Raw genomic sequence first — 23,447 nt, forward strand, 5'->3', positions numbered from 1 at the left:
TACGCGATTTCAGGTGACGATACGATCCCTGTAGGAGCTGCCGATGGCTGCGATCTTTTGATGTTGATCTTAAAAAACAAGATCAAAAGATCGCAGCCTTCGGCAGCTCCTACAGGGGAATTGTGGTGTGCTTTTAGGCGGGGTAGCCGGTGATTTTGCGGATGCTTTGGTAGAGCGGTTTGAGCTGGCGGTACATGCGCAGGTAAACCTCTTTGTACAGTTGCTCGTAGATTTTTTGTGCCTCGGGTTGGGGGTGGAATACCGCGCCTACTCGGGTCATTTCCGCGATGGCCGTGGGGAAATCTGTGTGCAATCCCAATCCCACCGCACAGCAGATCGCCGCCCCCAAGCCAGATGCTTCGTACACATGCGGTCGCTCCGCCGGCAGGCCGAAAATATTCGCCGTAAGCTGCATCGCCGCATCACTCTGCGATCCGCCACCGGCCACGCGCAGGCGCTTCACCGAAACCTTTGAACGCCGCTCGATATTCTCCATGCCTTGGCGCAAGGCATACGCCAGCCCCTCAAGAATCGCCCGGTAAATATGCGCGCGGGTGTGCACATCGCCGAAGCCGATCATCGCGCCCTTCGCTTCCACGCCGGGCTCGCGAATCCCCGGTGACCAATACGGTTGCAGCATCAAACCCATCGAGCCCGGTGGCACCGCATCGACCAGCGCATCGAACAATTGCTCCGGCTCGATGCCCTGCTCTTTGGCCTGCTGCATCTCGCGCAAACCGAACTCGTTCTTGAACCAGCTGACCATCCAGTAACCGCGATAAATCATCACCTCGCAGTTGAACTGATCGGGCACCGCCGACGGGTACGGCGGAATCAACGGGACGATTTCCAGATAGCGCGAACGGGTGCTGGTGATCGTCGCCGTGGTGCCGTAGGACAGGCACACCGTGCCCGCATCGACCACGCCGGCACCGACCACTTCGCAAGCCTTGTCGGCGCCCGCCGCAATCAGCGGCAAGCCTTCGGGAATGCCGGTGTGGCGAGCCGCTTCAGCGGTGATGTAGCCGAGGGTTTCACCGGGTTTGTGCAGGGTCGGCAATTGCTCGGGACGTACCGCCAGCGCCTGCCATTTCCAGTCACTCGGCGCGGCCCATTTCAGCCGTTTGAAATCGAACGGCAGATAGCCGACGCAGCAACCCACCGAGTCGACAAAACGTCCGCACAGTCGATGGGTGAGAAACCCCGACAGCAGCAAAAACTTGTCCGTCGCCGCCCACACTTGTGGCTGATGCTGCGCAATCCAGTTCGCCTCAGCCTGGGCGCGAAAATAATCCACCGTGCCCTGCGCGCCGACCAGTTTGAACAGCCAGCCCCACGGCCCTTTGATCCCGCCCTCGACTTCACTCTGGCGCTGATCAAGCCACAAAATCGCCGGGCGCAGCGGTTTGCCTTCGGCATCAACGTTGATCACCGTGCCGCGCTGGGTGGTCAGGGAAACGCCAGCAATCTGCGAACGATCAATGCCGGTTTGCGCCCAGACTTGCTGACACGCCTCGCCGAGTTTCGCCCAGTAATACTCCGGATCCTGCTCGGCCCAACCCGGTTGCGTCGAGTAATACGCCTGCAGTTCGACCTTGCCTTTACCGAGCAAATTGCCCTGCAGATCGAAGAGCAACGCGCGCACGCTCTGGGTGCCGTTGTCGATCGCCAGCAAGTAACGCTTGTTCGGGTGGTTATCCATGGAGCTCTCTTCAAGGGGCATCAAGGCGTGGCATCCGGCAGACCGTGATGGCGTTGCCACAACGCCCGATAACGCTGAATTTCCTGCTGCCAGTATGCGTCGCTCCAGCCGAGTCGTGGCTGGCAGATTTGGCGGATGGCGGTGAAATAGTCTTCGCCACCGTGAGGCAGCAAAAGGCCGAGACGCGTGCGGCGCAACAGTAGATCGTCGAGGTGCAGAACCATTTCCGCTTCGCAAGCGAAGGCCAGTTCCGCCCACAAGGTGTCCGTGGCGCCGACCGTTTCGTGGCCGATATCGTTGATCAGTTGCGCCAGCCTCGGCAGGTTTCGGCCATGCCTTCCGGCCAGTCGTTGCCATTGCTGGTTGCTCAATTCTGCAATCGCCAGCGCAGGTACGGCGGCAAACACCGGCGCGGCGTCATCGACGAAGGGACGTTCGAGCATGTCCGCGCAGGCCTTGAGCACTTCGATGGCTTGCGGGCGAAACGTGGTCAGTTTGCCGCCGGCCAGCGTCACGCATCCGGGCTCCTGCCACAGCACATGTTCACGGGTTTCGTTCGACGGTTGGTCTTGATGATTGCCCGCCGCACTGCCGACGACCGGACGTACGCCCGACCATGTCGACAGCACGTCATTGGCCGTCACTTCTGCACCAGGAAATTGCTGTGTGCAGGCAGCCAGCAGATAGTCGAGTTCTTCGCCGCTGATGCTCGCGCTGTGATCCAGATCTTCGCGATGATCGAGATCCGTGGTGCCGACCACCGTCGCGCCCTCCCACGGAAAAACGAACACCGGTCGACGGTCGCGCTCATGCAAAAACGTGAACGCCTGCGCCACGGGTAAACGCCAACCCGGCAGCAACAAATGACTGCCGCGCAACGGCCGTAATTGCCGTGGTGCCTCAGTCGGCCGCAAGCGTTCAGCCCAGGCGCCGGTGGCCACGGCGATAACGCCACAGCGTAATTGCAGGGTCGCCCCGGCCTCGCAGTCTTCGATCAGAACGCCGCACACTCGCCCGTTTTCTCGCAGCAAATGCTCGACGCGAACGCCATTGACCACGACCGCGCCATCCGCTCGCGCCTCGCTCAACACGCGCATCACCAATCGCGCGTCATCCGTCAGCGCATCGACAAAACTGGTGCCGCCGAGCAAGTCATTTTCCTTCACGCCCGGCGCCAGATATCGAAGCTGTTGTGCATCATGAAAACGATGGCTGCGCCGCCCCGCCAAGGCGTCGTAAACGCTCAGCAAGCCACCCAATACCCGAGGCCCGGGGAAGCCGCCGCGATAGTGCGGCATCATGAAGCTCATCGGCTCGACCAGCCCCGGCGCTTCGTCGAGCAAGCGCTGACGCTCGCGCACCGAATCGCGGGTCAGACGCCACTGGCCCTTGGCGATGTAACGCAAACCGCCATGAACCATTTTCGACGATCGACTGGACGTGCCCCAGGCAAAATCACGCTGTTCCAGCAACAGGCAGCGCCAGCCTCGGCGTGCAGCTTCACGCAGGATTCCGGCGCCGCTGATGCCGCCACCAATGACGATCAGATCCCAAGTTTCCTCGGCCAGCGTCGGCAGAACTTGCTGGCGCCACGCGGCGTTCCAGTCTTGACTCATGGCCATCACTCCGGCAACAGCGTGCCGGGGTTGAGGCGCCCGGCCGGATCGAAGTGTTTGCTCAACGCCTGCAAAGTATCCATCGCCAGTGCGCCCTTCTCACGCACCAGGTACGGCGCGTGATCCTTGCCGACGCCGTGTTGGTGACTGATGGTGCCGTGGTTGTCGACGATGGTCTGGCTGGCCGCGTGTTTGAGCGCTTTCCAGCGCGCGAGCGTCGCCGGATAGTCAGCCGCCGGGCGAAACACGTAAGTGGTGTAGATGCTCGAACCTTCGCCGTAGACGTGGGACAAGTGGGTGAACACATGCACGCGTTCGCCTTCGGCCGCCAAGGCCTCGCGCAGGCTGTTTTCGATGAGATTGAGCAGGTTGTCGACGTTGCTCCAGTCGGTGGCGGTTTCGAGGGTGTCGACCACGTAACCGGCGTTCCACAGATTTTCGCGCAGGTAAGGGAATCGGAAGCGGTTCTGCGCCCATTTCTTGCCGAGCAAGGTGCCGGTGAACACGCCGCCGAACGCCTTCAGATGTTGCCGCGCCTGTGTCAGCGACAATGCGTTTTGTCGGCGATTGCCGGTGACGCCGAAGGTCAGCAGGCATTTGCCCTCAGCTGCCCCCCTTAGCTTCAGATACTTTTCCAGCCAGGCGATTTGTTGTGGATGACCGGCCAGCGCCAGTTGCGTTTCGGTTTCCACGGCGTTGGATAAACGCAGCATCGACAGCGGCACGCGTGCCTGGGCCAATTGGCGGATGGCTTGCAGGGCCTTGGTCCAAGAGGGCAGAAATACACCGTAGAAACGCTCATCCGCCGGCAACGCGCTGACCCGCACCTTGACCTCGGAAATGATCCCGAAACGGCCCTCGCAACCGAGCACCACTTCGCGCAAATCGGGACCGGCAGCCGAAGCCGGAAAGGTTGGAATGTGCATCGGCCCGGCAAAGGTTTCCAGCGTTCCGCCCGCAAATAGTTGCTCGATCCGGCCATAGCGCAACGACTGCTGACCGCTGGAACGACTGGCAACCCAACCACCCAACGTCGACAACTCCCACGACTGTGGAAAATGCCCCAACGTGTAGCCCCGCGCACGCAACTGACTTTCCACCTGCGGCCCACTCGCACCGGGGCCGAACGTCGCCAGCAGGCTTTGTTCGTCGAGATCGATCAGGCGATTCATCCGCGCCAGTGACACCGTCACCACTGGCCGCGCTGAATCCGGCGGATTGATGTGCCCGGCCACCGAGGTGCCGCCGCCATACGGGATCAGGCACAAGTCCTGTTCGTGGGCGAGCGCCAGCAACTTGCGAATATGCTCAGCGGTCTCGGGAAACGCCACTGCATCGGGATAATTGCCCAGTGCACCTTCGCGCAACGCCAGCCAGTCCGGCAGACTCTGGCCCCGCGCATGCAACAAACGGTCGTGGGCATCAATGCTGTACACGTTGTGCGCCGGCAATCGCGAGGCCGGCACACGCGCCAATGCGGCTTCAAGCGTGGCATCGGGCAGCGCGCGCCCCTCGCCCAGTCGCTCATGAAGAAACTCCGCGCCCTGGGCCGGCAGTTCGACCACCGTGGTTGCATCTCCCCAGCCGTTCCAGCGTCGCATGCGTGTGTCCTTTTTTGCCGTCAGATCAGTGATATTTCAGGCCCCCATACTAGCCAGCGGCCGCAAAGTGTCACGGTCGCATCCGGCCAGTTCGTGTAGCCAATTGAGTCAAACGTCGCGCAAGCGTCAGCCATTTACTTTAGTCGTGGTTTCAAATTACCTTTCAGGCATTCATCCGCCCGCGCGGCCGTCGATCAAAGGAAGGGATCATGCAATCGCTCGGCTTCACCTCAGTTCCGCCCCTGCTCAAATACCTGCGCCACGCCGAGCAACTGGGCATGGCCGTCGAACCGGCGTTGGCGGCGGCGGGTTTGCAGGCGCAGCAGTTGAGCGACAACACCCTGCGTTTGCCCGGTGAGGCGCATGAGCGGCTGCTGGATTATTTCTGCGAACACTCGGGGGATCCGTTGTTCGGGCTCAACGCGGCGAATTTCGTCCTGCCCAATTCGTGGAGCGTGCTCGGTTACATCACCATGAACTGCGCGACGTTGGGCGATGCGATGAGCCGGATCATGCCGTTCGAAAAACTGGTCGGCGACATGGGCGTGAGTCGTGCCGAAGTGCTGGATGGCCATGTGCATCTGATCTGGACGTGCCGTTATCAGCGCCCACGGATTCGCCGGCATCTGGTGGAAAATGTGCTCGGTTCCTGGCTGCAATATGCGCGCTGGATCGCCGATACGCAGATGTCGCCAGCCGCAGTCTGGCTCGAACATTCATGCCCGGCCGAGGCGACGCCTGCGCAGTACGAGGCGTTTTTCGATTGCCCGGTGGTGTTTGATCAGGCGTATTCGGCGCTGATCGTGCCGCTGGCGTATTTGCAGTTACCGCTGCGTCAGGCCGATGCGCAGTTACTGCGCACCCTGGAGGAACATGCGCTGGGGTTGATGGCAACGCTGGAGGATGCGTCGCTGGAGCAGCAGGTGAAGAACATTCTGCGGCAGTTGCTCAAGGAAGGCTTGCCGCGCAAGGAACAGGTGGCTGAGCATCTGGCGGTGTCGGTGCGTACGTTACAGCGCCAATTGCATCAGGCGGGGACGTCGTATCAGCAGATTCTGGATGATTTGCGCCAGGAGCTGGCTGAGCATTATTTGCTCAACAGTACGTTGCCGATTCAGGACATCGCGCAGTATCTGGGGTTTACCGAACCGAGGTCGTTTCACCGCACGTTCAAGAGCCGCCGCGGGATGCCGCCGGGGGAGTTTCGGCAGATGCATCGGGGGTGAACCGCTTTTACCCTCACCCCAGCCCTCTCCCGGAGGGAGAGGGGGCCGACCGAGGGATATTTGTGAATTACACCGACCTGAAAAACAGGCTGTGAATCCATAATCGACTCGGTCTTTCAGGTCGATGGATAGCTTCATTCACCTCGGTCAGTCCCCTCTCCCTCCGGGAGAGGGCTAGGGTGAGGGGCTTTTCGCTTCATTAGCCTCAGAGGCTGATCGCATCGGTAAAAACCAACCGGATTCGACAGTCACATCCGGGGTGAACCGCTTCTACCCTCACCCCAGCCCTCTCCCAGAGGGAGAGGGGGCCGACCGGGGGATATTTGTGAATTACACCGACCTGAAAAACAGGCTGTGAATCCATAATCGACTCGGTCTTTCAGGTCGATGGATAGCTTCATTCACCTCGGTCAGTCCCCTCTCCCTCCGGGAGAGGGCTAGGGTGAGGGGCTTTTCGCTTCATTAGCCTCAGAGGCTGATCGCATCGGTAAAAACCAACCGGATTCGACAGTCACATCCGGGGTGAACCGCTTCTACCCTCACCCCAGCCCTCTCCCAGAGGGAGAGGGGGCCGACCGGGGGATATTTGTGAATGACATCGACCTGAAAGTGCTGCTTTGAATCCATAATCGCTGCAGATCTCTCAGGTCGATGGATAACTTCATACACCTCGGTCAGTCCCCTCTCCCTCCGGGCGGTTCGACGTTTCGGGAGGGCTAGGGTGAGGGGCTTTTCGTTCTAGAGGCTAATCGCATTGGTAAACACCAACCGATTGCCAAACGGATCCGCAATCGTCATGTCCTGACTCCCCCACGGCATCGCCTGAATCTGCGGATGCGAGAACTTGTAGTCTTTGGCGATCAATTGCTGCTGAAACGCCTCCAGCTCATCCGTCTCGATACGCAGCGCCGAACCCGGGCTCGCGTCGCCATGGTGCTCGGACAAATGCAGCACACACTCGCCACGCGACACCTGCAGGTACAGCGGGAAATTCGCTTCAAAGCGATGCTGCCAGTCGATCTTGAATCCGAGAAAGTCGACGTAAAACTCTACCGCTTTGGCTTCATCGAAGATCCGCAGGATCGGGGTGGTTTTGCCGAAGCTCATGGGGTGCTCCCTGACTGGTTGGCCCCACAGTGTAGACGGGGTGGATGTCAGGAATTCGGCTTGTTGATGGCTTTCTTTAATCTCAGATTGCCACTATGAGACGTAGATCAAAAGATCGCAGCCTTCGGCAGCTTCTACAGGGGGGATTTCGACTGATGAAATCCTTTGCGTAAATCACCTTCGCGCGCCAGAAACCGCCCTTCCCTGCGCCCATTTGCCTGCCCGTCGCGGTAACTCAACACGCCATTAACCCAAACCCCGTCAATACCCTGCGCCGCTCTTTGCGGATCGTTGAAATCGGCGACATCACGCACCGTCGCCGGATCGAACAACACCAGATCCGCCCAAAAACCTTCACGAATCTCGCCGCGCGCCTTCAAACCAAACCGCGCCGCCGACAGCCCGGTCATCTTGTGCACAGCGGTGTGCAGCGGAAACAGGCCGACGTCGCGACTGAAATGTCCCAACACCCGTGGGAACGCGCCCCACAGGCGTGGATGCGGGAACGGATCTTCCGGCAGTCCATCAGAGCCGACCATCGAAAGCGGATGGGCGAGGATTCTTCGTACATCCGCCTCGTCCATGCCGTAGTAAACAGCCCCCGCCGGTTGCAAGCGTTTCGCGGCATCAAGCAGCGGCAGATTCCATTCCGCAGCGATGTCGATCAAGTCGCGACCGCTGACTTCCGGATGCGGCGTCGACCAGGTGATGGTGATGCGATGCGCATCGGTGACTTGCTTCAAATCCAGCGTCGAAGAACTCGCCGCATACGGGTAACAATCGCAGCCGACCGGGTGGGTTTTCGCGGCTTCTTCCAATGAAGCGAGGAGCTCAGGGCTGCGCCCCCAGTTACCCACGCCGGCACATTTGAGGTGGGAAATAATCACCGGCGATTTAGCGTGACGACCGATCTGAAACGCCTCATCCATCGCCTCCAGAACCGGGGCGAATTCGCTGCGCAAATGGGTGGTGTACACCGCGCCGAATGCCGTGAGTTCTTCGGTCAGTTGCATCACTTCATCGGTGGACGCGTTGTAAGCGCTGGCGTAGGCCAGACCTGTGGATAAACCTAACGCACCGTCCTCAAGGCTTTCACGCAATTGCTCGCGCATCGCCGTGATTTCTTCCGGCGTCGCGGTGCGCAACAGGTCATCCAGATGATTGCTGCGCAGCGCCGTGTGGCCGATCAGTGCGGCGACGTTCAGCGTGGTGTTCGCCGCTTCCACCGCCGCGCGGTAATCGCTGAAACGGGGATAAACGAACGCCGACGCAGTGCCGAGCAAGTTCATCGGATCCGGCGGAATGCCTTTCAAACTCACGGGCGAGGCGCTGATCCCGCAGTTGCCGACAATCACCGTGGTCACGCCTTGGCTGAGTTTTGGCAGCATCTCTGGCTGACGAATCACCACCGTGTCGTCATGGGTGTGCACGTCGATAAAACCCGGCGCCAGCACGCGGCCGGCGGCGTCGATTTCTTCGGTCGCCGTGGCCTCGGACAAATCGCCGATGCGCTCGATACGGCCATCGCGGATGGCCACGTCGGCCTGGTAGCCGGGCGTGTTGCTGCCGTCGATGATCAGGGCATTGCGAATCAGGGTGTCGTACAACATGTCAGTCTCCCAGCGGCAGGTGATCGTCGCCGCCACGGTATTCGTCGAGGGCCAGTTTGATCCGCCGCAGACGTTCTTGATTGTCTTCAGGATTGGCCAGCGCCAGCTCGGTGGCGAGCACGTCGATGGCGAGCAGCATGCCGTAGCGCGCCGCCGTCGGTTTGAAAATGAACGAGGTTTCCGCACTCTGCAGCGGCAGCACGACGTCGGCCAATTCGGCCAGCGGCGAGTCGGCGCGGGTGATGGCGAGAATACGTGCGCCGTAGTTGCGCGCCAGTTCGACAGTTTCCAAAAGCTCCGGGGTGATGCCAGTCAGCGAACAGACGATAACCACTTGTTCGGCGTTGAGGCTGGCGGCGGTGACGCGCATCATCACCGCGTCATGACACACCGCAACCGGGTAGCCGAGGCGCACCAGCCGCACCTGCAATTCATCGCTGCACAGGGTCGAGCACCCGCCCATGCCGAACGCGTGAATCATCCGCGCCTGGCCGAGCAATCTCACTGCATCGGCGAAACGTGATTCATCGAAACCGGCCAGATGCTGACGCAAGGTGGTTTCGATATCGCCGACGATTTGTCCGTAGAACGCTGACTGGTCGGGCGTACCCGCAGGGTCGAGAAAACGGCTGCCCACCCCGCTGGCTTGGGCCAGTTGCAGACGCAGATCGCGCAGGTCGCGGCAGCCTACCGTACGCGCAAAACGCGATAGCGTGGCGGTGCTGACTTCGGCGCGTTGCGCGAGGTCTTCGAGGCTGGCACTCGCGGCGAAACCGACGTCGTCGAGCATCAGCCGGGCGATACGGCCTTCGCCGGCGCTGAAGGAATCCTGACGGGCGCGGATCTGATAAAGGATGTCCATGACGGCTGGCTCCGGTTACAGCAGATAAGAAAGACCGAGGGTCATTGCAAAAGCGACCACCGAAATCAGGGTCTCCAATACAGTCCAGGTCTTGAAAGTCTGGGCGACCGTCATGTTGAAGTATTCCTTGATCAACCAGAAGCCGCCGTCGTTGACGTGGGAAAAGATAACCGACCCGGCGCCGGTCGCCAGCACCAACAGTTCCGGGTGTGGATATCCCAGACCAATGGCCACCGGCGCGACCACTCCGGACGCAGTGGTCATGGCCACGGTCGCCGAGCCTGTGGCGATGCGCATCAGCGCTGCAAACAGCCAGCCCATGATCAGCGGCGACAGGTGGAATTCGTGAGCGAGGCCGACGATCTGATCGGTGACGCCCGCGTCGACCAGAATGCGGTTCAAACCGCCGCCAGCGCCGACCAGCAAAGTGATACTGGCCGTTGGCGCGAGGCATTCGTTGGTGAATTTGAGGATCGATTCACGGCTGAAACCCTGGGCGATACCCAGCGTCCAGAAACTCAGCAACGTCGCCAGCAACAGCGCGATCACCGAGTTGCCGATGAACAGCAGGAACTGGTTGAAACCGCTGCCCGGCGTGGAAATCAGGTTGGCCCAGCCACCGATCAGCATCAACACCACCGGCAACAGAATGGTCGCCATGGTGATGCCGAAACCCGGCAGTTTGTCGCGCGGTTCGCGATCGAGGAATTGTTTTTCCAGGGGGTTATCCGCCGGCAATTGAATGCGCGGCACGATGAATTTGGCGTACAGCGGGCCAGCAATGATTGCCGTAGGAATGCCGATGGCAATCGCGTAGAGCAAGGTCTGCCCGACCGACGCGTGGTAGGCCTGCACCGCCAGCATCGCCGCCGGGTGCGGCGGCACCAGCGCGTGCACCACCGACAGACCGGCGACCATCGGCAAACCGACCATCAGAATCGACACACCCACGCGGCGCGCCACGGTAAACGCAATCGGCACCAGCAAGACAAAACCGACCTCGAAGAACAGCGGCAAACCGACCAGAAACGCGATGCAGACCATCGCCCAGTGCGCATTTTTTTCACCGAATTTATCGATCAGCGTACGCGCCAACTGCTCGGCGCCGCCGGACTCGGCCATCATCTTGCCAAGCATCGTCCCCAGCGCGACCACCAGCGCAATATGCCCCAGCGTCTTGCCCACCCCGGCCTCATACGCCCCGACAACCCCGGAGGCCGGCATCCCGGCCACCAGCGCCAAGCCGATGGAAATCAAGGTAATGACAATGAACGGATTGAGCCGGTAACGGGCGATCAACACGATCAAAGCAATGATGGCAACGGCTGCATAAACCAGCAGCCAATAGCCGAAGTCAGGCGTCATGCGGTACTCCTCGAAAGGGTCACGTTCGAATGGGTTGTGAAACTCATAAATCATTTCGAGATCGAGATTTCAAACCGCATGAAAGTAATTTTCGTGGAGAGGTAAGGGATGTCGTAAATGGATATGTTTTGTCGCGATTAATGAAAATCCACCCAGCGAATTTTCATGTCCACACAAGACCTGTAGGAGCCGAGCTTGCTCGCGAAGACGGTGTCACATTCGACATTTCTATCGACTGACACAGCGCTTTCGCGAGCAAGCTTTGCTCCTACAGTTTGAGTGCATTTCTTCAGTGAGAATGCGGTCAAATTGTGGGAGCCAGCCTGGCGATGGCGGTTGCACATTCAATATCTGTGTTGCCAGGGATACCGCATTCGCGAGCAAGCTCGCTCCCACAGTTTTGAGTGCATTCCTTCAGTGAGAATGCGGTCAAACTGTGGGAGCGGGCTTGCTCGCGAATGGCTTCACTCGGTTTTGCGTGAACTCACACCATTTCGTTACGAATCCATTCAACCACTGACGTGCGCTTCGGCGTCCAGCCCAGTATTTCGCGTGTATGTTTGCCGCGCACACGGCTGTTGGAACCGAGGCCATAGTTGGCCATTTCATAGCCCCATTCGGCTTCAGCGTCTTTCAATGGCCAGTCTTGCGGTTGGCCCAGGTTCAGCGCTTGGGCCATGGCGGTGGTCATGTCGATAAACGACGCTTCGCCGCTTTCAACAAAGTAGAAAGTGCCCGGAACGTTTTTGGTCAGCGCCAGCAGGTAGAGGGCGACGACGTCTTCGATGTGCACGTTGGACCAGATGTTTTGGCCAGTACCCACGTGACGAACGACACCGCTTTTGCGCGCTTGTTTGAGCAGTCGCGGCAATTGCACGCTGTCGCGATTGACGCCCAGGCTATGCCCGTAGATCAGCGTGTTGCAGATGACGGCGGAGTTAACGCCATCCTTCGCCGCTGCGAGAATCAGGTTGTCGATGGCCACGCGTGCGGCTTTATCGACGGTCGGCTCCGGCAGATTGTCTTCGTAGTAGATGACGTCGCTGGACTTGCCGCCCGACGCATCGCCAACGATGCTCGAACCGCTGGTGTGCAGGAACACTTTGTTGGTACCGCGCAAAGCATCGAGCAACGCTTCCACCGCGCCGCGATGGTCGCTGCTGGCGGCGTTGATCACGGCGTCGGCGGCGCGGGCCTGTTCGGCGAGCAGTGCTTGGTCGTCGAGTGTGCCGATAACCGGGGTGATGCCGAGTGCTTTCAGCTCATCAGCCTGTTCAGCGCTGCGCACCAGGCCGGTGACGTTGTGCCCGGCCTGAACCAGACCGGTAGCGATCGAGCCGCCGATAAAACCGGCAGCGCCGGTGACGAATACGTTCATGGAGAAACTCCCTGCGTGAGTAAGTGATGGGACGAGTATCGGCCCGTGAGCCCGGGGGAAAAACCCGCTCCCGCCCAATTCACTCTTGCGCAGAGGTCACGAATCAGCCCTTGAAATCGGCGCTGGCGTAGGCGGCGAGTTTGCTCTGGATAAAGTCGAGGAAGCACTGAATGCGCAGCGCCAGTTGCGAGTTACGGTAGTACACCGCGTTGATCGGCTGGCGATAACCGCTGTTGAATTCGCCGAGCAGGACTTTCAAACGGCCGGCACGGATGTCGTCGATGGTCATGAAATGCGACAGGCAAGCGATGCCCTGCCCTTCCAGCGCCAGATGCCGCACAGTCTCGCCGCTGGAGGCGCTGATCGCCGGGGTGATCGGCCAGCGGTCGCCGTGCACGTAACGCAGCGGCCATTGGTTGAGGCCTTCGTTCTGAGTGAAGCCGAGCAAAGTGTGTTCGCTCAGATCAGCGACTTGCTGCGGCGCGCCGTGTTTTTCCAGATACGCAGGACTGGCGACGATCAGCAGCGGACTGCAACCGAGCGAACGCGCGTGCAGCGTCGAATCGGCGAGGGTGCCGATGCGGATGGCGATGTCGGTGCTTTGTTCCAGCAGGTCAATGATCAGGTCATTGCTGTTCAGTTCTAGCTGAATGTCCGGGTAGAGCCGGCGGAATTCGTCGATGTAGGGGACGACGGCGTGGAGCATGAACGGCGACGCCGCGTTGATGCGCAAGCGCCCGGACGGAGTTTGCTGGCGTGAGGACAGGCGTTCTTCGAGTTGATCCATCTGATCGAGAATCAGCTTGGCGTGCTCGAAGAAGTACTTGCCCTCTTCGGTCAGATCCATGCGCCGCGTGGTGCGGTTGATCAGCGTGGTGTCGAGTTTGGCTTCCAGCTTCGACAGCGTGCGGCTGACGGCCGAAGGCGTTTGCCCGACCTGCTCGGCAGCGGCGGAGATGGAACCGCACTCGATCACGCAGACGAAAATCTGCAACTCATCGGATCTGGCTTTCACGGGTGTCCCTTACGATGGTCATCACCCCTGTATTGTGGTGAAAGAATGGCTTGGGCGGGCGGGGAATTTTCTGTTCACAGAGATCTACTTGTGGCGAGGGGATTTATCCCCGATGGACTGCGCAGCAGGCCGCTCTGTTTCAAGATCAAGAGCGGGGCCGCTTCGCGCCCCATCGGGGATAAATCCCCTCGCCACAATAAATCCCATCACCACAGATAAATTCCCTCGCCACAGGAAATCATCTTAAGCCTTAAGGCCAAACACCTCGGTCAGATGCTGCTCATAACGCGCTACATCACCTTCGATGTTCGGACGCTTCATCACATCCACACACAGGAACGTCGGCAACGCGGTCATGCCCAGAAACTCATTGGCCTTGTGGAACGGGAAGTACACCGCATCAACACCTTTGGCCTCAAAGAAATCAGTCGGGTCATCGAAGGCTTGCTGCGGTGCGTTCCAGGTCAGCGACAGCATGTATTGCTTGCCCTGAATCAGACCGCCGCTGCCGTACTTCTGCGAGGCGTCGGAGCGGGTGCGGCCATCGCTGGCGTAGAGGCTGCCGTGGCCTTCGGTGAAGACTTCGTCGAGGTACTTTTTCACCGTCCACGGCGCGCCCATCCACCAGCCCGGCATCTGATAAATGATTACGTCGGCCCAGAGGAATTTCGCCACTTCTTCAGCGACGTCGTAGCCCTCATCGATGAAGGTGGTTTTGACGTCGAGCCCGCCGCGATCCAGCACGCTCAGCGCCGCTTCGTGCAGAGTGGCGTTGTAACGACCATCAGAGTGGGCGAATTTTTTACCGCCATTCAGCAACAATACTTTTTTCATGAGAAAGCCTCGGCGCAGCCATTCCGGCTGGGTGGAGAAGGGAAACTGGAATGGCGGCAGATTAACGATCTGCCTCGCGCGGAATAAGCCGTGATTGCGCAAAATACATTTGACCAAAAAGCACGAATCGAACACAGATTGTTGCCATAGCATGCTCGGCCATCTGTATTTGAGGAGTCGTTGTGATGAGTGAACGCCAGGGTTTTATCCTGCACGCCAAGACCCGCCCGGAAAAAGCCGAGGCCTTCGAGGCGCTGTTTCGTGCTTACGTTGAACCGAGCCGCGCCGAGCCCGGCTGCATCGAGTACCACATGCTGCGCGACAAGGAAGATCCGTCGCTGTTTATCTTCTACGAGATCTGGGAGAGCCAGGCGCACCTGGATGTGCACTCGAATCTGCCGCACATGAAGGCGTTTTTCGCCGAGCGCATGGACTATCTGGAACGCGATTTCGACATTCGCGCCATCGACATGCTCAGCGAAGCGTCGGCTAACCGCTGATCAATAAATGGGCGCCGAGCGCGCCCAGACCGATGAAGAAAACCCGTTTGAATAGTCCGGCGCTGATGCGTTGCCGCAGCCATTGGCCGAGCAACATGCCCAGCACTGCCGGGATCAGCGCCAGCAGCGAGGCGCTCAATTCACCGCCGCCGAGTGCGCCGCGCCAGAGCAAACCGCCGGCCAGCGCCAGAGTCGAAACGGTGAAGGACAGGCCGAGTGCCTGCACCAACTCGTCGCGGTTCAAACCCAGCGCCTGCAGGTAGGGCACCGCCGGAATCACGAACACGCCAGTGGCTGAAGTGATGACGCCGGTGATTAAACCGCAGGCCGCGCCGAGCCAGGGTTCGTGGCGGGGATTTACGCTCAGCGTCGGCAGGAACAATCCGCTCAACGCATACAACAGCAACGCCGCGCCGAGCCCGCGCACCACCCAATGTCCGCCGGCCATGCCGATCCACAACGTGCCGATGCCGGTACCGAGGAAGATCATCAGCAGCATCGGCCAGAGGCGTTTGATCAGGCCTTTTAAATGCCCGCCGAATGCCAGTTGCCAGAGGTTGGTCAGGGTAGCCGGGATGATCAACAACGCGGCTGCCTGCGATGGCGCCATAGCCAGACCGAGCAGGCCCATGGCGACGGTGGGCAGGCCGAGACCGATGATGCCTTTGATCAGGCCGGCGAGGATGAAGGTGGCGATGACAAGCAGGGACAGGGTCAGGCCCAGGTGTTGGTAGAAGTCTGTGAGTGTGTTCATGGCGGTATGGTGCGCTGGTCGGGGTTGGCTGAAAATCTGCCATATACTGAGGGTGCCTCTTCCAGAGCAAGAGGCTTAAATTTTTTTGAAGCTTCTGGCCTCATCGCGAGCAGGCTCACTCCTACATTAGATCGGTGGCGAACACAAAACCTGTAGGAGTGAGCCTGCTCGCGATGGGGCCGGCCTAAACACCACAAAAACCGGCTGCCGACATGCACTTCGACCTCACCGACCTGCGCCTCTACCTGCACATCCTCGACACCGGCAACATCACCGCCGGCGCCGCGCGCAGCCATTTATCCCTCGCCGCCGCCAGCGCCAGAATCCGCGCTATGGAAGCCTCGCTCGGCGCCGACTTCCTCGAACGCGGTCGCCGTGGCGTCACCCCGACCCCCGCCGGCAAAGCCCTCGCCCATCACGCGCGCATCCTCCTGCAACAAGCCGAACGTATGCAGCAGGATCTCGCCGACTACGCCCAAGGCGTCAAAGGCCAGGTGCGGCTGCTGTGCAACACCACGGCGATCACCGAATACCTGCCGGAAGTGCTCGCCGATTTCCTGCGCAATCACCCCAATCTCGACATCGATTTGCAGGAATTGCCGAGCGCGCGCATCACCCACGCCTTGCGCCAAGGCGCGGCAGATCTCGGGATTGTTTCCGACGCCGTAGACACCCGCGACCTACAAACTCAACCCTTTCGTGACGATCCACTGGTACTGATTCTGCCCCTCGACCACCCGTTGTCTGACGCCGACGAGGTCAGTTTCAGCGATGCGTTACACCATGATTTTGTAGGACTCAGCGCCAACAGCGCTTTGGCGATCTACCTCGAAGAACAGGCCCTGCACAGCGGCGCCCGCATGCAGGTGCGTATCCGCGCCGACGGTTTCGACGGCGTGATGCGTATGGTCAGCCGTGGCGCCGGGCTCGCCATTGTGCCAATGGCCGCCATCGAACGCGCGGCGCCACGCAGCTTCAAAAGCGTTGCGCTCAACGAACCGTGGGCGCGCCGCACCTTGATGCTCTGCGCCAGGGACTTCACCGCCCTGCCGGGTTACGCCAAAGCCCTGCTACACGCATTGGCTCTCCCCTAAGGGGCAGACTTCATCCAAACAGATTCAGCCGCTGGAAAAACTCTGAGCGTTCGCGCGTTTCTGAGCAGCTCGATGTCGACCCCAGACAACTGAGCAGCGACCGGGCGCTATACGGTGCGACTTCAATTCCTTCTGCCCGGAGCTCCCATGACCGCGACCGCCCCTATCACCGTTCTGCGCGACACCCACCCGCTGCCGGTACTCGATGCCTGCAAATGGGAAAAACTCGAGGGTGACCCGCACACCGTCAACCTCAACGCCTACACCAGCGAAGACGGCAGCAAGATCATGGGCACGTGGATCTGCACGCCGGGCAAGTGGCGCGTGGAATACGTGAAGTGGGAATACTGCCATTTCCAGGAAGGCTACTGCGTGATCACCCCGGACGGCATGGCGCCGATTCACTTGCGTGCTGGCGACATCTTTGTCATTGAGCCGGGCATGAAAGGTACGTGGGAAGTGATTGAGACGGTGCGTAAGTACTTCGTGTTTGCCTGATAAAGCAAAGATCGCAGCCTGCGGCAGCTCCTACAGAGATACGTTTCCTGTAGGAGCTGCCGAAGGCTGCGATCTTTTTTTGGCACAAAAAAGCCGGGAAATCACCCGACGTGATTTCCCGGCAACACCTACTGCAAATTTTCAAACCCACCCAATGATCCCTATGGAAATAGAGATCCCTGTGGCGAGGGGATTCATCCCCGATCGGCTGCGCAGCAGTCGCAAAACCTGAGCACTCGGTTTACCTGACACACTGTAGGGGGCTGCTGCGCAACCCATCGGGGATAAATCCCCTCACCACAAAGTCTCACTTGCCACAAAAGTATTGCTGACCCAAGTTACTGCGGTTTCCGGTAGCTGTTGATAATCGCCGAGAAGTCTTTCCCGCCATCCCCACGCTGACTCATCGCCTGATACAACTGCTGCGCCACCGCGCCAAGCACCACCGGCTGATGCGCCTGACGCGCTGCTTCCGTCGCCAGGCCCAAATCCTTCAGCATCAATTCCGCACCAAACCCCCCGGTGTACCCCCGCGAAGCCGGCGCCGTTTCAACAATCCCTGGCCACGGGTTGTACATCTCCGAACTCCAGCAACGCCCGGTCGAGCTGTTGATGATCCCGGCGAGCACCGACGTATCAATCCCCAACGCATCGCCCAACGCCATCGCTTCACTGACGCCAACCATCGAAATCGCCAGCAGCAAGTTGTTGCAGATCTTGGCGATCTGCCCGGTGCCGACTTCACCGCAATGCACAATGTTGCGGCCCATCTGCGCCAGCACCGGTTGCAGTGTGGCGAACAGTTCTGGCGTGGCGCCGACCATAAAGGTCAACGTCCCGGCCGTCGCGCCGCCCGTACCGCCAGACACCGGCGCATCCGCCATGGCCACGCCTTGTTTCGCGGCAGCGGCAGCCACATCACGCGCCGTCTGCGGGTCAATCGTGCTGCAATCCACCGCCGGCACGCCTTTGCCAATCCCGGCCAAAACGCCGTCCTCACCCAACCAGACACTGCGCACATGCACAGCCGCCGGCAGCATGGTGATCACCAGTTCTGCATCCTCGGCCGCCTCACGCGCCGAAGCGCGAATGCTGCCGCCGAGTTGTTCCAGTTCCGCCAGCACGGTTTTGTTGAGGTCGACCAGGTTCAGCGAATGGCCAGCCTTGATCAGGTTGCGCGCCATCGGCGCGCCCATGTTGCCCAGCCCGATAAATGCGATTTTCATGGCCGTTCCTCAGCGCAGGTTGATGGTGGTGTTCACACCGTCGTTGACACTGTCGTCGTCGAACCAGCGCGCCGTGACCGTTTTGGTCTGCGTGTAGAACTGCACCACTTGCTTGCCGTACGGGCCGAGGTCGCCGAGTTTCGAACCGCGCGAACCGGTGAAACTGAAAAACGGCACTGGCACCGGAATCGGGATGTTGATGCCGACCTGACCGACGTCGATTTCCGTCTGGAATTTACGTGCCGCCGCGCCGCTCTGGGTGAACAGGCCAGTGCCGTTGCCGAACGGATTGGCGTTGACCAGCGCAATCGCCTGATCAAGGGTATCGACTTCCAGCACCACCAGCACCGGGCCGAAGATTTCCTGGGTGTAGATCTGCATGTCGGTGGTCACGCCCGAGAATAGTGTTGGGCCGACAAAATTGCCTTGCTCGTAACCCGGCACCTTGATGTCACGGCCATCCAGTTCCAGCTTGGCGCCTTCCTTGATGCCGCTTTCGATCAGGTCGAGAATTCGTGCCTTGGCTTTTTTCGAGATCACCGGGCCTACATCGGTGCCCGGCTCGCTGCCGGCGTTGACGGTGAGTTTCTGCGCCAGCGCTTTCAGATCCGGCAACCATTGTTTCGCCGCACCAACCAGCACCACCACCGAAGTGGCCATGCAACGTTGCCCGGCCGCACCGAAACCGGCGCCGACCAAGGCATTCAGCGCTTGCTCGCGATTGGCGTCGGCCAGCACCACAGCGTGGTTTTTCGCGCCCATCATCGATTGCACGCGCTTGCCGTGCTTACCGGCCAAATCGTAAACGTGAGTGCCAACGGCGGTCGAACCGACGAAGGACACCGCTTTGATGTCCTTGTGCGTGCACAGGCCATCGACCACGTCTTTACCGCCATGCACCACGTTCAACACGCCCGCCGGAACGCCCGCCTCGACTGCCAACTCAACCAGCAACATGGTCGACAGCGGATCCTGCTCCGAAGGCTTCAACACAAACGTGTTGCCGCAAGCGATGGCCATCGGGAACATCCACAGCGGAATCATCGCCGGGAAGTTGAACGGCGTGATGCCGGCGCAAACACCGATTGGCTGGCGCAGGGTGTAGGTATCAACGCCGCCCGCAACGTTTTCAGCGAATTCGCCCATTTGCAGGGTGCCAATGGAGCAAGCGTGCTCGACCACTTCCAGGCCACGGAAAATATCGCCCTCGGCATCGGCAATGGTTTTGCCCTGCTCGGCGCTGAGCACCACGGCGATGCGTTTGGAGTGTTCGCGGATCAGCGCTTGCAGCTTGAGCATGATGCGCATCCGCGCGCCGATCGGAGTCAGTTTCCAGGTCTGGAACGCACGCTGCGCGGCGTTGACCGCAGCATCGACTTCAGCGGCGGTGGCGAACGGGACTCTGGCCAGCACTTGCTGAGTGGCCGGGTTGATGATGTCGTGCCATTCGGTGGTCTGCGACTCGACCCACTCACCATTGATCAGCAGCTTGACCTTCTGCAGCGTGGTTTCGTTGGGCGTAAGCGATGCGTTCATGCTGGTCTCCGAAACTTGTTTTTATCGTAGGAGCCAAGGCGAAAGGTTCGCCTTGAGATGAGGCGTGTGTCACGAATTGGTTGTCGGACTGTTTTTGGAGTATAGATGTGCAAACTTCTAATAAGAACGCACATATAAGCCCGTCCATCATGCAAAAAAACATCACCTCTCTAGGTTCGCTGAACTGGGACGACCTCAAGTTTTTCCTCGAAGTCGCCCGCACCCGCAAGGCCAGCACCGCCGCCAAACGGCTCGCCGTCGACTACACCACGGTGTCGCGACGGATCAGTTCGCTGGAAGCGGCGCTCGGCACGCTGCTGTTTGAAAAGTCGCGCACCAGCGGTTTCGTCCTGACCGCTGAAGGCCAGCGTTTGCTGGGTTATGCCGAGTCGATTGAAAGCACGTTGCACATGGCTTGCGAGCAGGTCTCCGGCTCCGGCGTCGCCTTGTCCGGCCACGTGCGCATGGGCTGCACTGAAGGTTTCGGCAGTTTTTTCATCACCCCGCAACTGAGCCATTTCGTCGACGCCTACCCGGCGATCTCGGTGGACATCCTGCCGCTACCGCACTTCATCAGCCTGTCCAAGCGCGAGGCCGACATCGTCATCGCCCTCGAACGCCCGGAGCACGGGCCGTACGTCTGCTGCAAACTCTGCGACTACCGCTTGCAGCTCTACGCAACCCAGGACTATCTCGACAAACACCCACCGATTCGCCGCCCGGCAGATTTGGGCAAGCATCAATTCATCAGTTATGTGGACGATCTGGCGTTCAGCTCGGAGCTGCTCTACCTGGCCAACGTGCTGCCAGGTGCTCACGCAAACTTGCGCAGCACCAGCGTGATCGCGCAATTCGTTGCGGCACAGCAGGGGCGTTCACTGGCGATTCTGCCGTGCTTCCTCGCCGCGCAGGATCCGCGCTTGCTGCCGGTGCTGCCGGAGGAAATCAACATCACCCGGCAGTTCTGGATGTACTGCCGGGAGGATTTGAGGAAGTTGAAGCGGATTACTTTGTTGTGGGATTACATTCGCGAGGTGACTGAACAGAATCAGGGTCTGTTGATGGGCGAGACCCGCGAGATGCAGTTCGCCGATTAGTCAGCGCTGACCACGATCGCCACCCGGCGGTTTTCCGTGCGGCCGGCGGCGGTGCTGTTGGAAGCTACCGGGTCTTTGCTGCCCAGGCCTTGCAGCTGGATGTTCTCTTGCTTCATGCCGACAGTGCTGAGCACGGCGGCCACACTTTTCGCGCGGCGCAGCGACAGTTGCTGGTTGTAGGTTTCTTTGCCCGATGCATCGGTGTGGCCATCGACCCGCACGCGTTCAATGCCGACACCGAGCAAGGCTTTGCCGATGCGCTCGACGATTTCGGTGCTTTGATTGTTCAGGCTTTCGACGTCGCTGCCAAACAGCACTTTGCCCGACAGGCCAAATTCCCAGCCCTCATCAGTCAGCTCGAAACCTTGTTGTTTGAGCACGGCGACTTGCGCCGGCGTCAGGCCTTTTTGCGGCGCGGTCTGGCAACCGGTCAGGGCCAGCACGGCCATCAACAGCACAGCGGAGAACAATCGAAATGGATGTTTGAACACGGGAATCAGCTCCTGGTTTGAACGGGATCGACCGGGTGCTCCGACCCGGCCGTGAATTGCGCGCCACGGGAGAGGCGCTTGGCTTGATACATCGCCGCGTCGGCAGCGTTGAGCAGGGCGCCGGGGGTGGCGCCATGATCAGGGAAAACCGCGATGCCGATACTGAGTGACGTCACGACACTGGTGTCGCCGGGCAACGCGATGGGCGTGTCCATGCTGGCGAGAATTTTGTCGGCAATGCGTTCGGCATCTTCGATCTTGTGCAACGGCGTGAGCAGCACGGCGAACTCGTCACCGCCCAATCGCGCGACCAGATCTTCTTCACGCAACTGTGCGCGGACACGATTGGCAATCGCCACCAGCACTGCGTCGCCGGCGGCATGGCCGAAATTGTCATTGATGCCTTTGAATCGGTCGCTGTCGAGAAACAGCACCGCCACGCGCTCGTTGAGCTTGCTGGCGTTACGCAGGGCACGCATCAAGCGGCCTTCAAAAAAGGCGCGGTTGGGCAGACCGGTAAGGCTGTCGTGACTGGCCTGGTGCGCGAGGGTTTCGTTTTCGCTTTGCAGGTTGCTCTGCCAGGACTCGAGTTCGTCGAGCAGTGCATTGAAGTCGTTGCCGAGGTTGTCCAGCTCGGCGATTTGCGCCGGTGGCACGCGGCGATCCAGCGCCCGTTCGCTGCGTGCGGCGTGGGCCACGGTGGCGAGGCTGCGCAGCGGGCCGATGATTTCACGCAGTTGCCGACGGGCCAGATAGATCGCCACAAAGGCGCTGATCGCGGTGCAAAGAATGATCCCCGCCAGACCGCTCAGCAGAAAGCGCATGAGGCTGCCGCCGTGTCCGGTGAGCAGGATGCGGCCGATTTCATGCTCTTGATGCACAATCGGCATGCTGATCGGTTTTTCCAGAAGGGCGCGGGTGATCTGCATTTCCAGATCGGAGAACAGGCCGTTTTCCGCGCGATGCCAGCGCGCCAGCAATTTTCCCTGAGCGTCCAGTACTTGCGCGTCGGCGACTTCTTCGGTCGAAGCGATCATTTCCAGCGCTTCCGTCGCCGCCGCTTTGTCGTTGAACACCACCGCGGCTTCGACGGTGTAGCTGATCGAACGGGCGATCAGATGCAGATTGTGGTCGGCATAAACCCGCAGCGCCAAAACACCGAGCAGCGTCAGCGAGACACTGGCCATCGCTACCGCCAGTAATGCCACGGTTAAATGTCCACGGCCCAGTACCGAGCCCAACGTGGGGCGCTTATTCGATCTGAACAATTTCATGGGGCCGCCGATTTACGGCGCGACAACTGCAGCACGCTCGGGTGAATGCGCACGCCACTGCGGGCAACGGAGTCGAGATTGACTTCAAAGGACACCTGCTCGTCGCCGACGCGCAGGCAGAACAGACTGCCGACCGTGCATTGGTCGTCGGCTTCGCTGATGCTAAGCACCGGGTGTCCGATCAATGCGGCGAACAGGCGACTGCGCTCATCGGCGGTGAGCTTGCCGATGTACACGGCATTGCATTCGCTGACGATGGCCGGGTTATCGGCCAGCAAGCGGCGCACGACAACCGGTCGGCCGGTGGCTTGAGTGGTGCCTTTGACCAGGTCGTCGGTGTATTCGGTAGGGCCGACGATGCACAGACGCAATTGCGCAGGCTCTACCGGCCAGCGAGCATAACTGAGGATGCCCAGCACGACTTGGGTGACAGATTTGGCGCGTTGTTCGGCCATGCCCGTCGGCGCTTGCGGTTGTGCGACGGCCACGCTCGTCAACAACCAGAGCAGGCCGACAAGCAACGCGTGCTTGCAGCCAACCACGCGCTCTGCCGCCCAGACAGACACCTTCATGCAGGGATTCTCTTGGATCTTACCGAAATGATGCCGCAACGATAGCACAGCGGCGAATGGCCAGCGAGGCAGCGACCTCTGACTGGCCG

Annotated in this window: 21 protein-coding genes; 5 read left to right on the forward strand and 16 right to left on the reverse strand. The window is 60.1% G+C overall.

What is annotated here, in order from left to right:
• Nucleotides 1–133 precede the first annotated feature (133 nt).
• The 3 genes from QMX93_RS17030 to QMX93_RS17040 are packed head-to-tail and all read right to left on the reverse strand — an operon-like array spanning nucleotide 134 to nucleotide 4,919.
• Nucleotides 134–1,702 carry an FGGY-family carbohydrate kinase gene (locus tag QMX93_RS17030; RefSeq protein ID WP_282357233.1) on the reverse strand — a complete coding sequence of 523 codons (1,569 nt, stop codon included), beginning with the start codon at nucleotides 1,700–1,702 and terminating at the stop codon, nucleotides 134–136.
• A 20-nt stretch (nucleotides 1,703–1,722) separates the two neighbouring features.
• Nucleotides 1,723–3,318, reverse strand: coding sequence for a glycerol-3-phosphate dehydrogenase/oxidase (locus tag QMX93_RS17035; RefSeq protein WP_282357235.1), 1,596 nt, complete (start codon nucleotides 3,316–3,318; stop codon nucleotides 1,723–1,725).
• Nucleotides 3,319–3,323: 5 nt separating this feature from the next.
• Nucleotides 3,324–4,919, reverse strand: coding sequence for an FAD-binding oxidoreductase (locus QMX93_RS17040; protein ID WP_282357237.1), 1,596 nt, complete (start codon nucleotides 4,917–4,919; stop codon nucleotides 3,324–3,326).
• Nucleotides 4,920–5,128: 209 nt separating this feature from the next.
• On the opposite strand from QMX93_RS17040, the gene QMX93_RS17045 reads away from it, so the two are divergent.
• The gene (locus QMX93_RS17045; RefSeq protein WP_053116985.1) at nucleotides 5,129–6,145 is read left to right on the forward strand and encodes an AraC family transcriptional regulator; all 1,017 of its coding nucleotides are present in this window, start codon (nucleotides 5,129–5,131) and stop codon (nucleotides 6,143–6,145) included.
• Nucleotides 6,146–6,883: 738 nt separating this feature from the next.
• Here the strand turns inward: QMX93_RS17045 and QMX93_RS17050 are convergent.
• From QMX93_RS17050 to QMX93_RS17080, 7 genes are all read right to left on the reverse strand, one after another.
• Entirely contained in the window at nucleotides 6,884–7,252 is a 369-nt protein-coding gene (locus QMX93_RS17050; RefSeq protein ID WP_126359889.1) for a glyoxalase superfamily protein, read from the reverse strand.
• A 134-nt stretch (nucleotides 7,253–7,386) separates the two neighbouring features.
• Nucleotides 7,387–8,862: a D-aminoacylase gene (locus QMX93_RS17055; RefSeq protein WP_282357243.1), complete on the reverse strand. Its 1,476-nt coding sequence runs from the start codon at nucleotides 8,860–8,862 to the stop codon at nucleotides 7,387–7,389.
• A gap of 1 nt (nucleotide 8,863) precedes the next feature.
• Nucleotides 8,864–9,724, reverse strand: a complete 861-nt coding sequence (locus tag QMX93_RS17060) for a MurR/RpiR family transcriptional regulator (RefSeq protein ID WP_053116981.1) — start codon at nucleotides 9,722–9,724, stop codon at nucleotides 8,864–8,866.
• A gap of 15 nt (nucleotides 9,725–9,739) precedes the next feature.
• Nucleotides 9,740–11,089, reverse strand: a complete 1,350-nt coding sequence (locus QMX93_RS17065) for a GntP family permease (protein WP_282357245.1) — start codon at nucleotides 11,087–11,089, stop codon at nucleotides 9,740–9,742.
• 484 nt (nucleotides 11,090–11,573) lie between these two features.
• Nucleotides 11,574–12,467, reverse strand: coding sequence for an NAD-dependent epimerase/dehydratase family protein (locus tag QMX93_RS17070; RefSeq protein WP_282357247.1), 894 nt, complete (start codon nucleotides 12,465–12,467; stop codon nucleotides 11,574–11,576).
• 103 nt (nucleotides 12,468–12,570) lie between these two features.
• Nucleotides 12,571–13,482: a LysR family transcriptional regulator gene (locus QMX93_RS17075; RefSeq protein ID WP_053116979.1), complete on the reverse strand. Its 912-nt coding sequence runs from the start codon at nucleotides 13,480–13,482 to the stop codon at nucleotides 12,571–12,573.
• A 243-nt stretch (nucleotides 13,483–13,725) separates the two neighbouring features.
• On the reverse strand, nucleotides 13,726–14,316 hold the full coding sequence (locus QMX93_RS17080) for an NAD(P)H-dependent oxidoreductase (protein WP_008083391.1): 591 nt from the start codon (nucleotides 14,314–14,316) through the stop codon (nucleotides 13,726–13,728).
• A 185-nt stretch (nucleotides 14,317–14,501) separates the two neighbouring features.
• Here QMX93_RS17080 and QMX93_RS17085 point away from each other — a divergent pair, with 185 nt between their 5' ends.
• Nucleotides 14,502–14,816, forward strand: a complete 315-nt coding sequence (locus QMX93_RS17085) for a putative quinol monooxygenase (RefSeq protein ID WP_212549781.1) — start codon at nucleotides 14,502–14,504, stop codon at nucleotides 14,814–14,816.
• On the opposite strand, the gene QMX93_RS17090 is transcribed toward QMX93_RS17085, so the two are convergent.
• Nucleotides 14,806–15,570, reverse strand: coding sequence for a sulfite exporter TauE/SafE family protein (locus tag QMX93_RS17090; RefSeq protein ID WP_282357251.1), 765 nt, complete (start codon nucleotides 15,568–15,570; stop codon nucleotides 14,806–14,808). The genes QMX93_RS17085 and QMX93_RS17090 overlap by 11 nt on opposite strands.
• Before the next feature lie 212 nt (nucleotides 15,571–15,782).
• Between QMX93_RS17090 and QMX93_RS17095 the strand changes: the two genes are divergently transcribed.
• Both QMX93_RS17095 and QMX93_RS17100 read left to right on the forward strand, forming a co-directional pair.
• Entirely contained in the window at nucleotides 15,783–16,664 is an 882-nt protein-coding gene (locus QMX93_RS17095; protein WP_282357253.1) for a LysR substrate-binding domain-containing protein, read from the forward strand.
• Nucleotides 16,665–16,811: 147 nt separating this feature from the next.
• On the forward strand, nucleotides 16,812–17,162 hold the full coding sequence (locus tag QMX93_RS17100) for a cupin domain-containing protein (RefSeq protein WP_282357255.1): 351 nt from the start codon (nucleotides 16,812–16,814) through the stop codon (nucleotides 17,160–17,162).
• Between the two features lie 338 nt (nucleotides 17,163–17,500).
• Here QMX93_RS17100 and mmsB read toward each other — a convergent pair whose 3' ends face one another.
• Nucleotides 17,501–18,388 carry a 3-hydroxyisobutyrate dehydrogenase gene (gene mmsB, locus QMX93_RS17105; protein WP_212544191.1) on the reverse strand — a complete coding sequence of 296 codons (888 nt, stop codon included), beginning with the start codon at nucleotides 18,386–18,388 and terminating at the stop codon, nucleotides 17,501–17,503.
• 9 nt (nucleotides 18,389–18,397) lie between these two features.
• A complete protein-coding gene (locus tag QMX93_RS17110) occupies nucleotides 18,398–19,924 on the reverse strand; it encodes a CoA-acylating methylmalonate-semialdehyde dehydrogenase (protein ID WP_282357258.1) in 1,527 nt (508 codons plus the stop codon).
• Between the two features lie 149 nt (nucleotides 19,925–20,073).
• Here QMX93_RS17110 and QMX93_RS17115 point away from each other — a divergent pair, with 149 nt between their 5' ends.
• Entirely contained in the window at nucleotides 20,074–21,021 is a 948-nt protein-coding gene (locus QMX93_RS17115; protein WP_053116972.1) for a LysR family transcriptional regulator, read from the forward strand.
• On the opposite strand, the gene QMX93_RS17120 is transcribed toward QMX93_RS17115, so the two are convergent.
• Genes QMX93_RS17120 through QMX93_RS17130 form a run of 3 tightly spaced genes read right to left on the reverse strand, consistent with a single transcriptional unit; the run spans nucleotide 21,018 to nucleotide 23,358 of the window.
• A complete protein-coding gene (locus tag QMX93_RS17120) occupies nucleotides 21,018–21,470 on the reverse strand; it encodes an OmpA family protein (RefSeq protein WP_172680078.1) in 453 nt (150 codons plus the stop codon). The two genes, QMX93_RS17115 and QMX93_RS17120, sit on opposite strands and share 4 nt — an antisense overlap.
• 47 nt (nucleotides 21,471–21,517) lie before the next feature.
• On the reverse strand, nucleotides 21,518–22,786 hold the full coding sequence (locus QMX93_RS17125) for a diguanylate cyclase (RefSeq protein WP_282357260.1): 1,269 nt from the start codon (nucleotides 22,784–22,786) through the stop codon (nucleotides 21,518–21,520).
• Entirely contained in the window at nucleotides 22,783–23,358 is a 576-nt protein-coding gene (locus QMX93_RS17130; protein WP_159812829.1) for a YfiR family protein, read from the reverse strand. Before QMX93_RS17130 ends, QMX93_RS17125 begins: the two co-directional genes overlap by 4 nt.
• Between the last annotated feature and the right edge of the window lie 89 nt (nucleotides 23,359–23,447).

Source organism: Pseudomonas sp. PS01303 (assembly GCF_029959385.1).
Classification (GTDB): Bacteria; Pseudomonadota; Gammaproteobacteria; order Pseudomonadales; family Pseudomonadaceae; genus Aquipseudomonas; species Aquipseudomonas rustica.

Coding starts and splice junctions, on each gene's coding strand:
- QMX93_RS17085 (WP_212549781.1), top strand. CDS start 14,502: ATGAGTGAACGCCAGGGTTTTATCCTGCACGCCAAGACCCGCCCGGAA.
- QMX93_RS17095 (WP_282357253.1), top strand. CDS start 15,783: ATGCACTTCGACCTCACCGACCTGCGCCTCTACCTGCACATCCTCGAC.
- QMX93_RS17115 (WP_053116972.1), top strand. CDS start 20,074: ATGCAAAAAAACATCACCTCTCTAGGTTCGCTGAACTGGGACGACCTC.
- QMX93_RS17035 (WP_282357235.1), bottom strand. CDS start 3,318: ATGAGTCAAGACTGGAACGCCGCGTGGCGCCAGCAAGTTCTGCCGACG.
- QMX93_RS17040 (WP_282357237.1), bottom strand. CDS start 4,919: ATGCGACGCTGGAACGGCTGGGGAGATGCAACCACGGTGGTCGAACTG.
- QMX93_RS17050 (WP_126359889.1), bottom strand. CDS start 7,252: ATGAGCTTCGGCAAAACCACCCCGATCCTGCGGATCTTCGATGAAGCC.
- QMX93_RS17100 (WP_282357255.1), top strand. CDS start 16,812: ATGACCGCGACCGCCCCTATCACCGTTCTGCGCGACACCCACCCGCTG.
- QMX93_RS17130 (WP_159812829.1), bottom strand. CDS start 23,358: ATGAAGGTGTCTGTCTGGGCGGCAGAGCGCGTGGTTGGCTGCAAGCAC.
- QMX93_RS17090 (WP_282357251.1), bottom strand. CDS start 15,570: ATGAACACACTCACAGACTTCTACCAACACCTGGGCCTGACCCTGTCC.
- QMX93_RS17055 (WP_282357243.1), bottom strand. CDS start 8,862: ATGTTGTACGACACCCTGATTCGCAATGCCCTGATCATCGACGGCAGC.
- QMX93_RS17060 (WP_053116981.1), bottom strand. CDS start 9,724: ATGGACATCCTTTATCAGATCCGCGCCCGTCAGGATTCCTTCAGCGCC.
- QMX93_RS17070 (WP_282357247.1), bottom strand. CDS start 12,467: ATGAACGTATTCGTCACCGGCGCTGCCGGTTTTATCGGCGGCTCGATC.
- QMX93_RS17120 (WP_172680078.1), bottom strand. CDS start 21,470: ATGGCCGTGCTGGCCCTGACCGGTTGCCAGACCGCGCCGCAAAAAGGC.
- QMX93_RS17065 (WP_282357245.1), bottom strand. CDS start 11,089: ATGACGCCTGACTTCGGCTATTGGCTGCTGGTTTATGCAGCCGTTGCC.
- QMX93_RS17045 (WP_053116985.1), top strand. CDS start 5,129: ATGCAATCGCTCGGCTTCACCTCAGTTCCGCCCCTGCTCAAATACCTG.
- mmsB (WP_212544191.1), bottom strand. CDS start 18,388: ATGAAAATCGCATTTATCGGGCTGGGCAACATGGGCGCGCCGATGGCG.
- QMX93_RS17030 (WP_282357233.1), bottom strand. CDS start 1,702: ATGGATAACCACCCGAACAAGCGTTACTTGCTGGCGATCGACAACGGC.
- QMX93_RS17125 (WP_282357260.1), bottom strand. CDS start 22,786: ATGAAATTGTTCAGATCGAATAAGCGCCCCACGTTGGGCTCGGTACTG.
- QMX93_RS17110 (WP_282357258.1), bottom strand. CDS start 19,924: ATGAACGCATCGCTTACGCCCAACGAAACCACGCTGCAGAAGGTCAAG.
- QMX93_RS17080 (WP_008083391.1), bottom strand. CDS start 14,316: ATGAAAAAAGTATTGTTGCTGAATGGCGGTAAAAAATTCGCCCACTCT.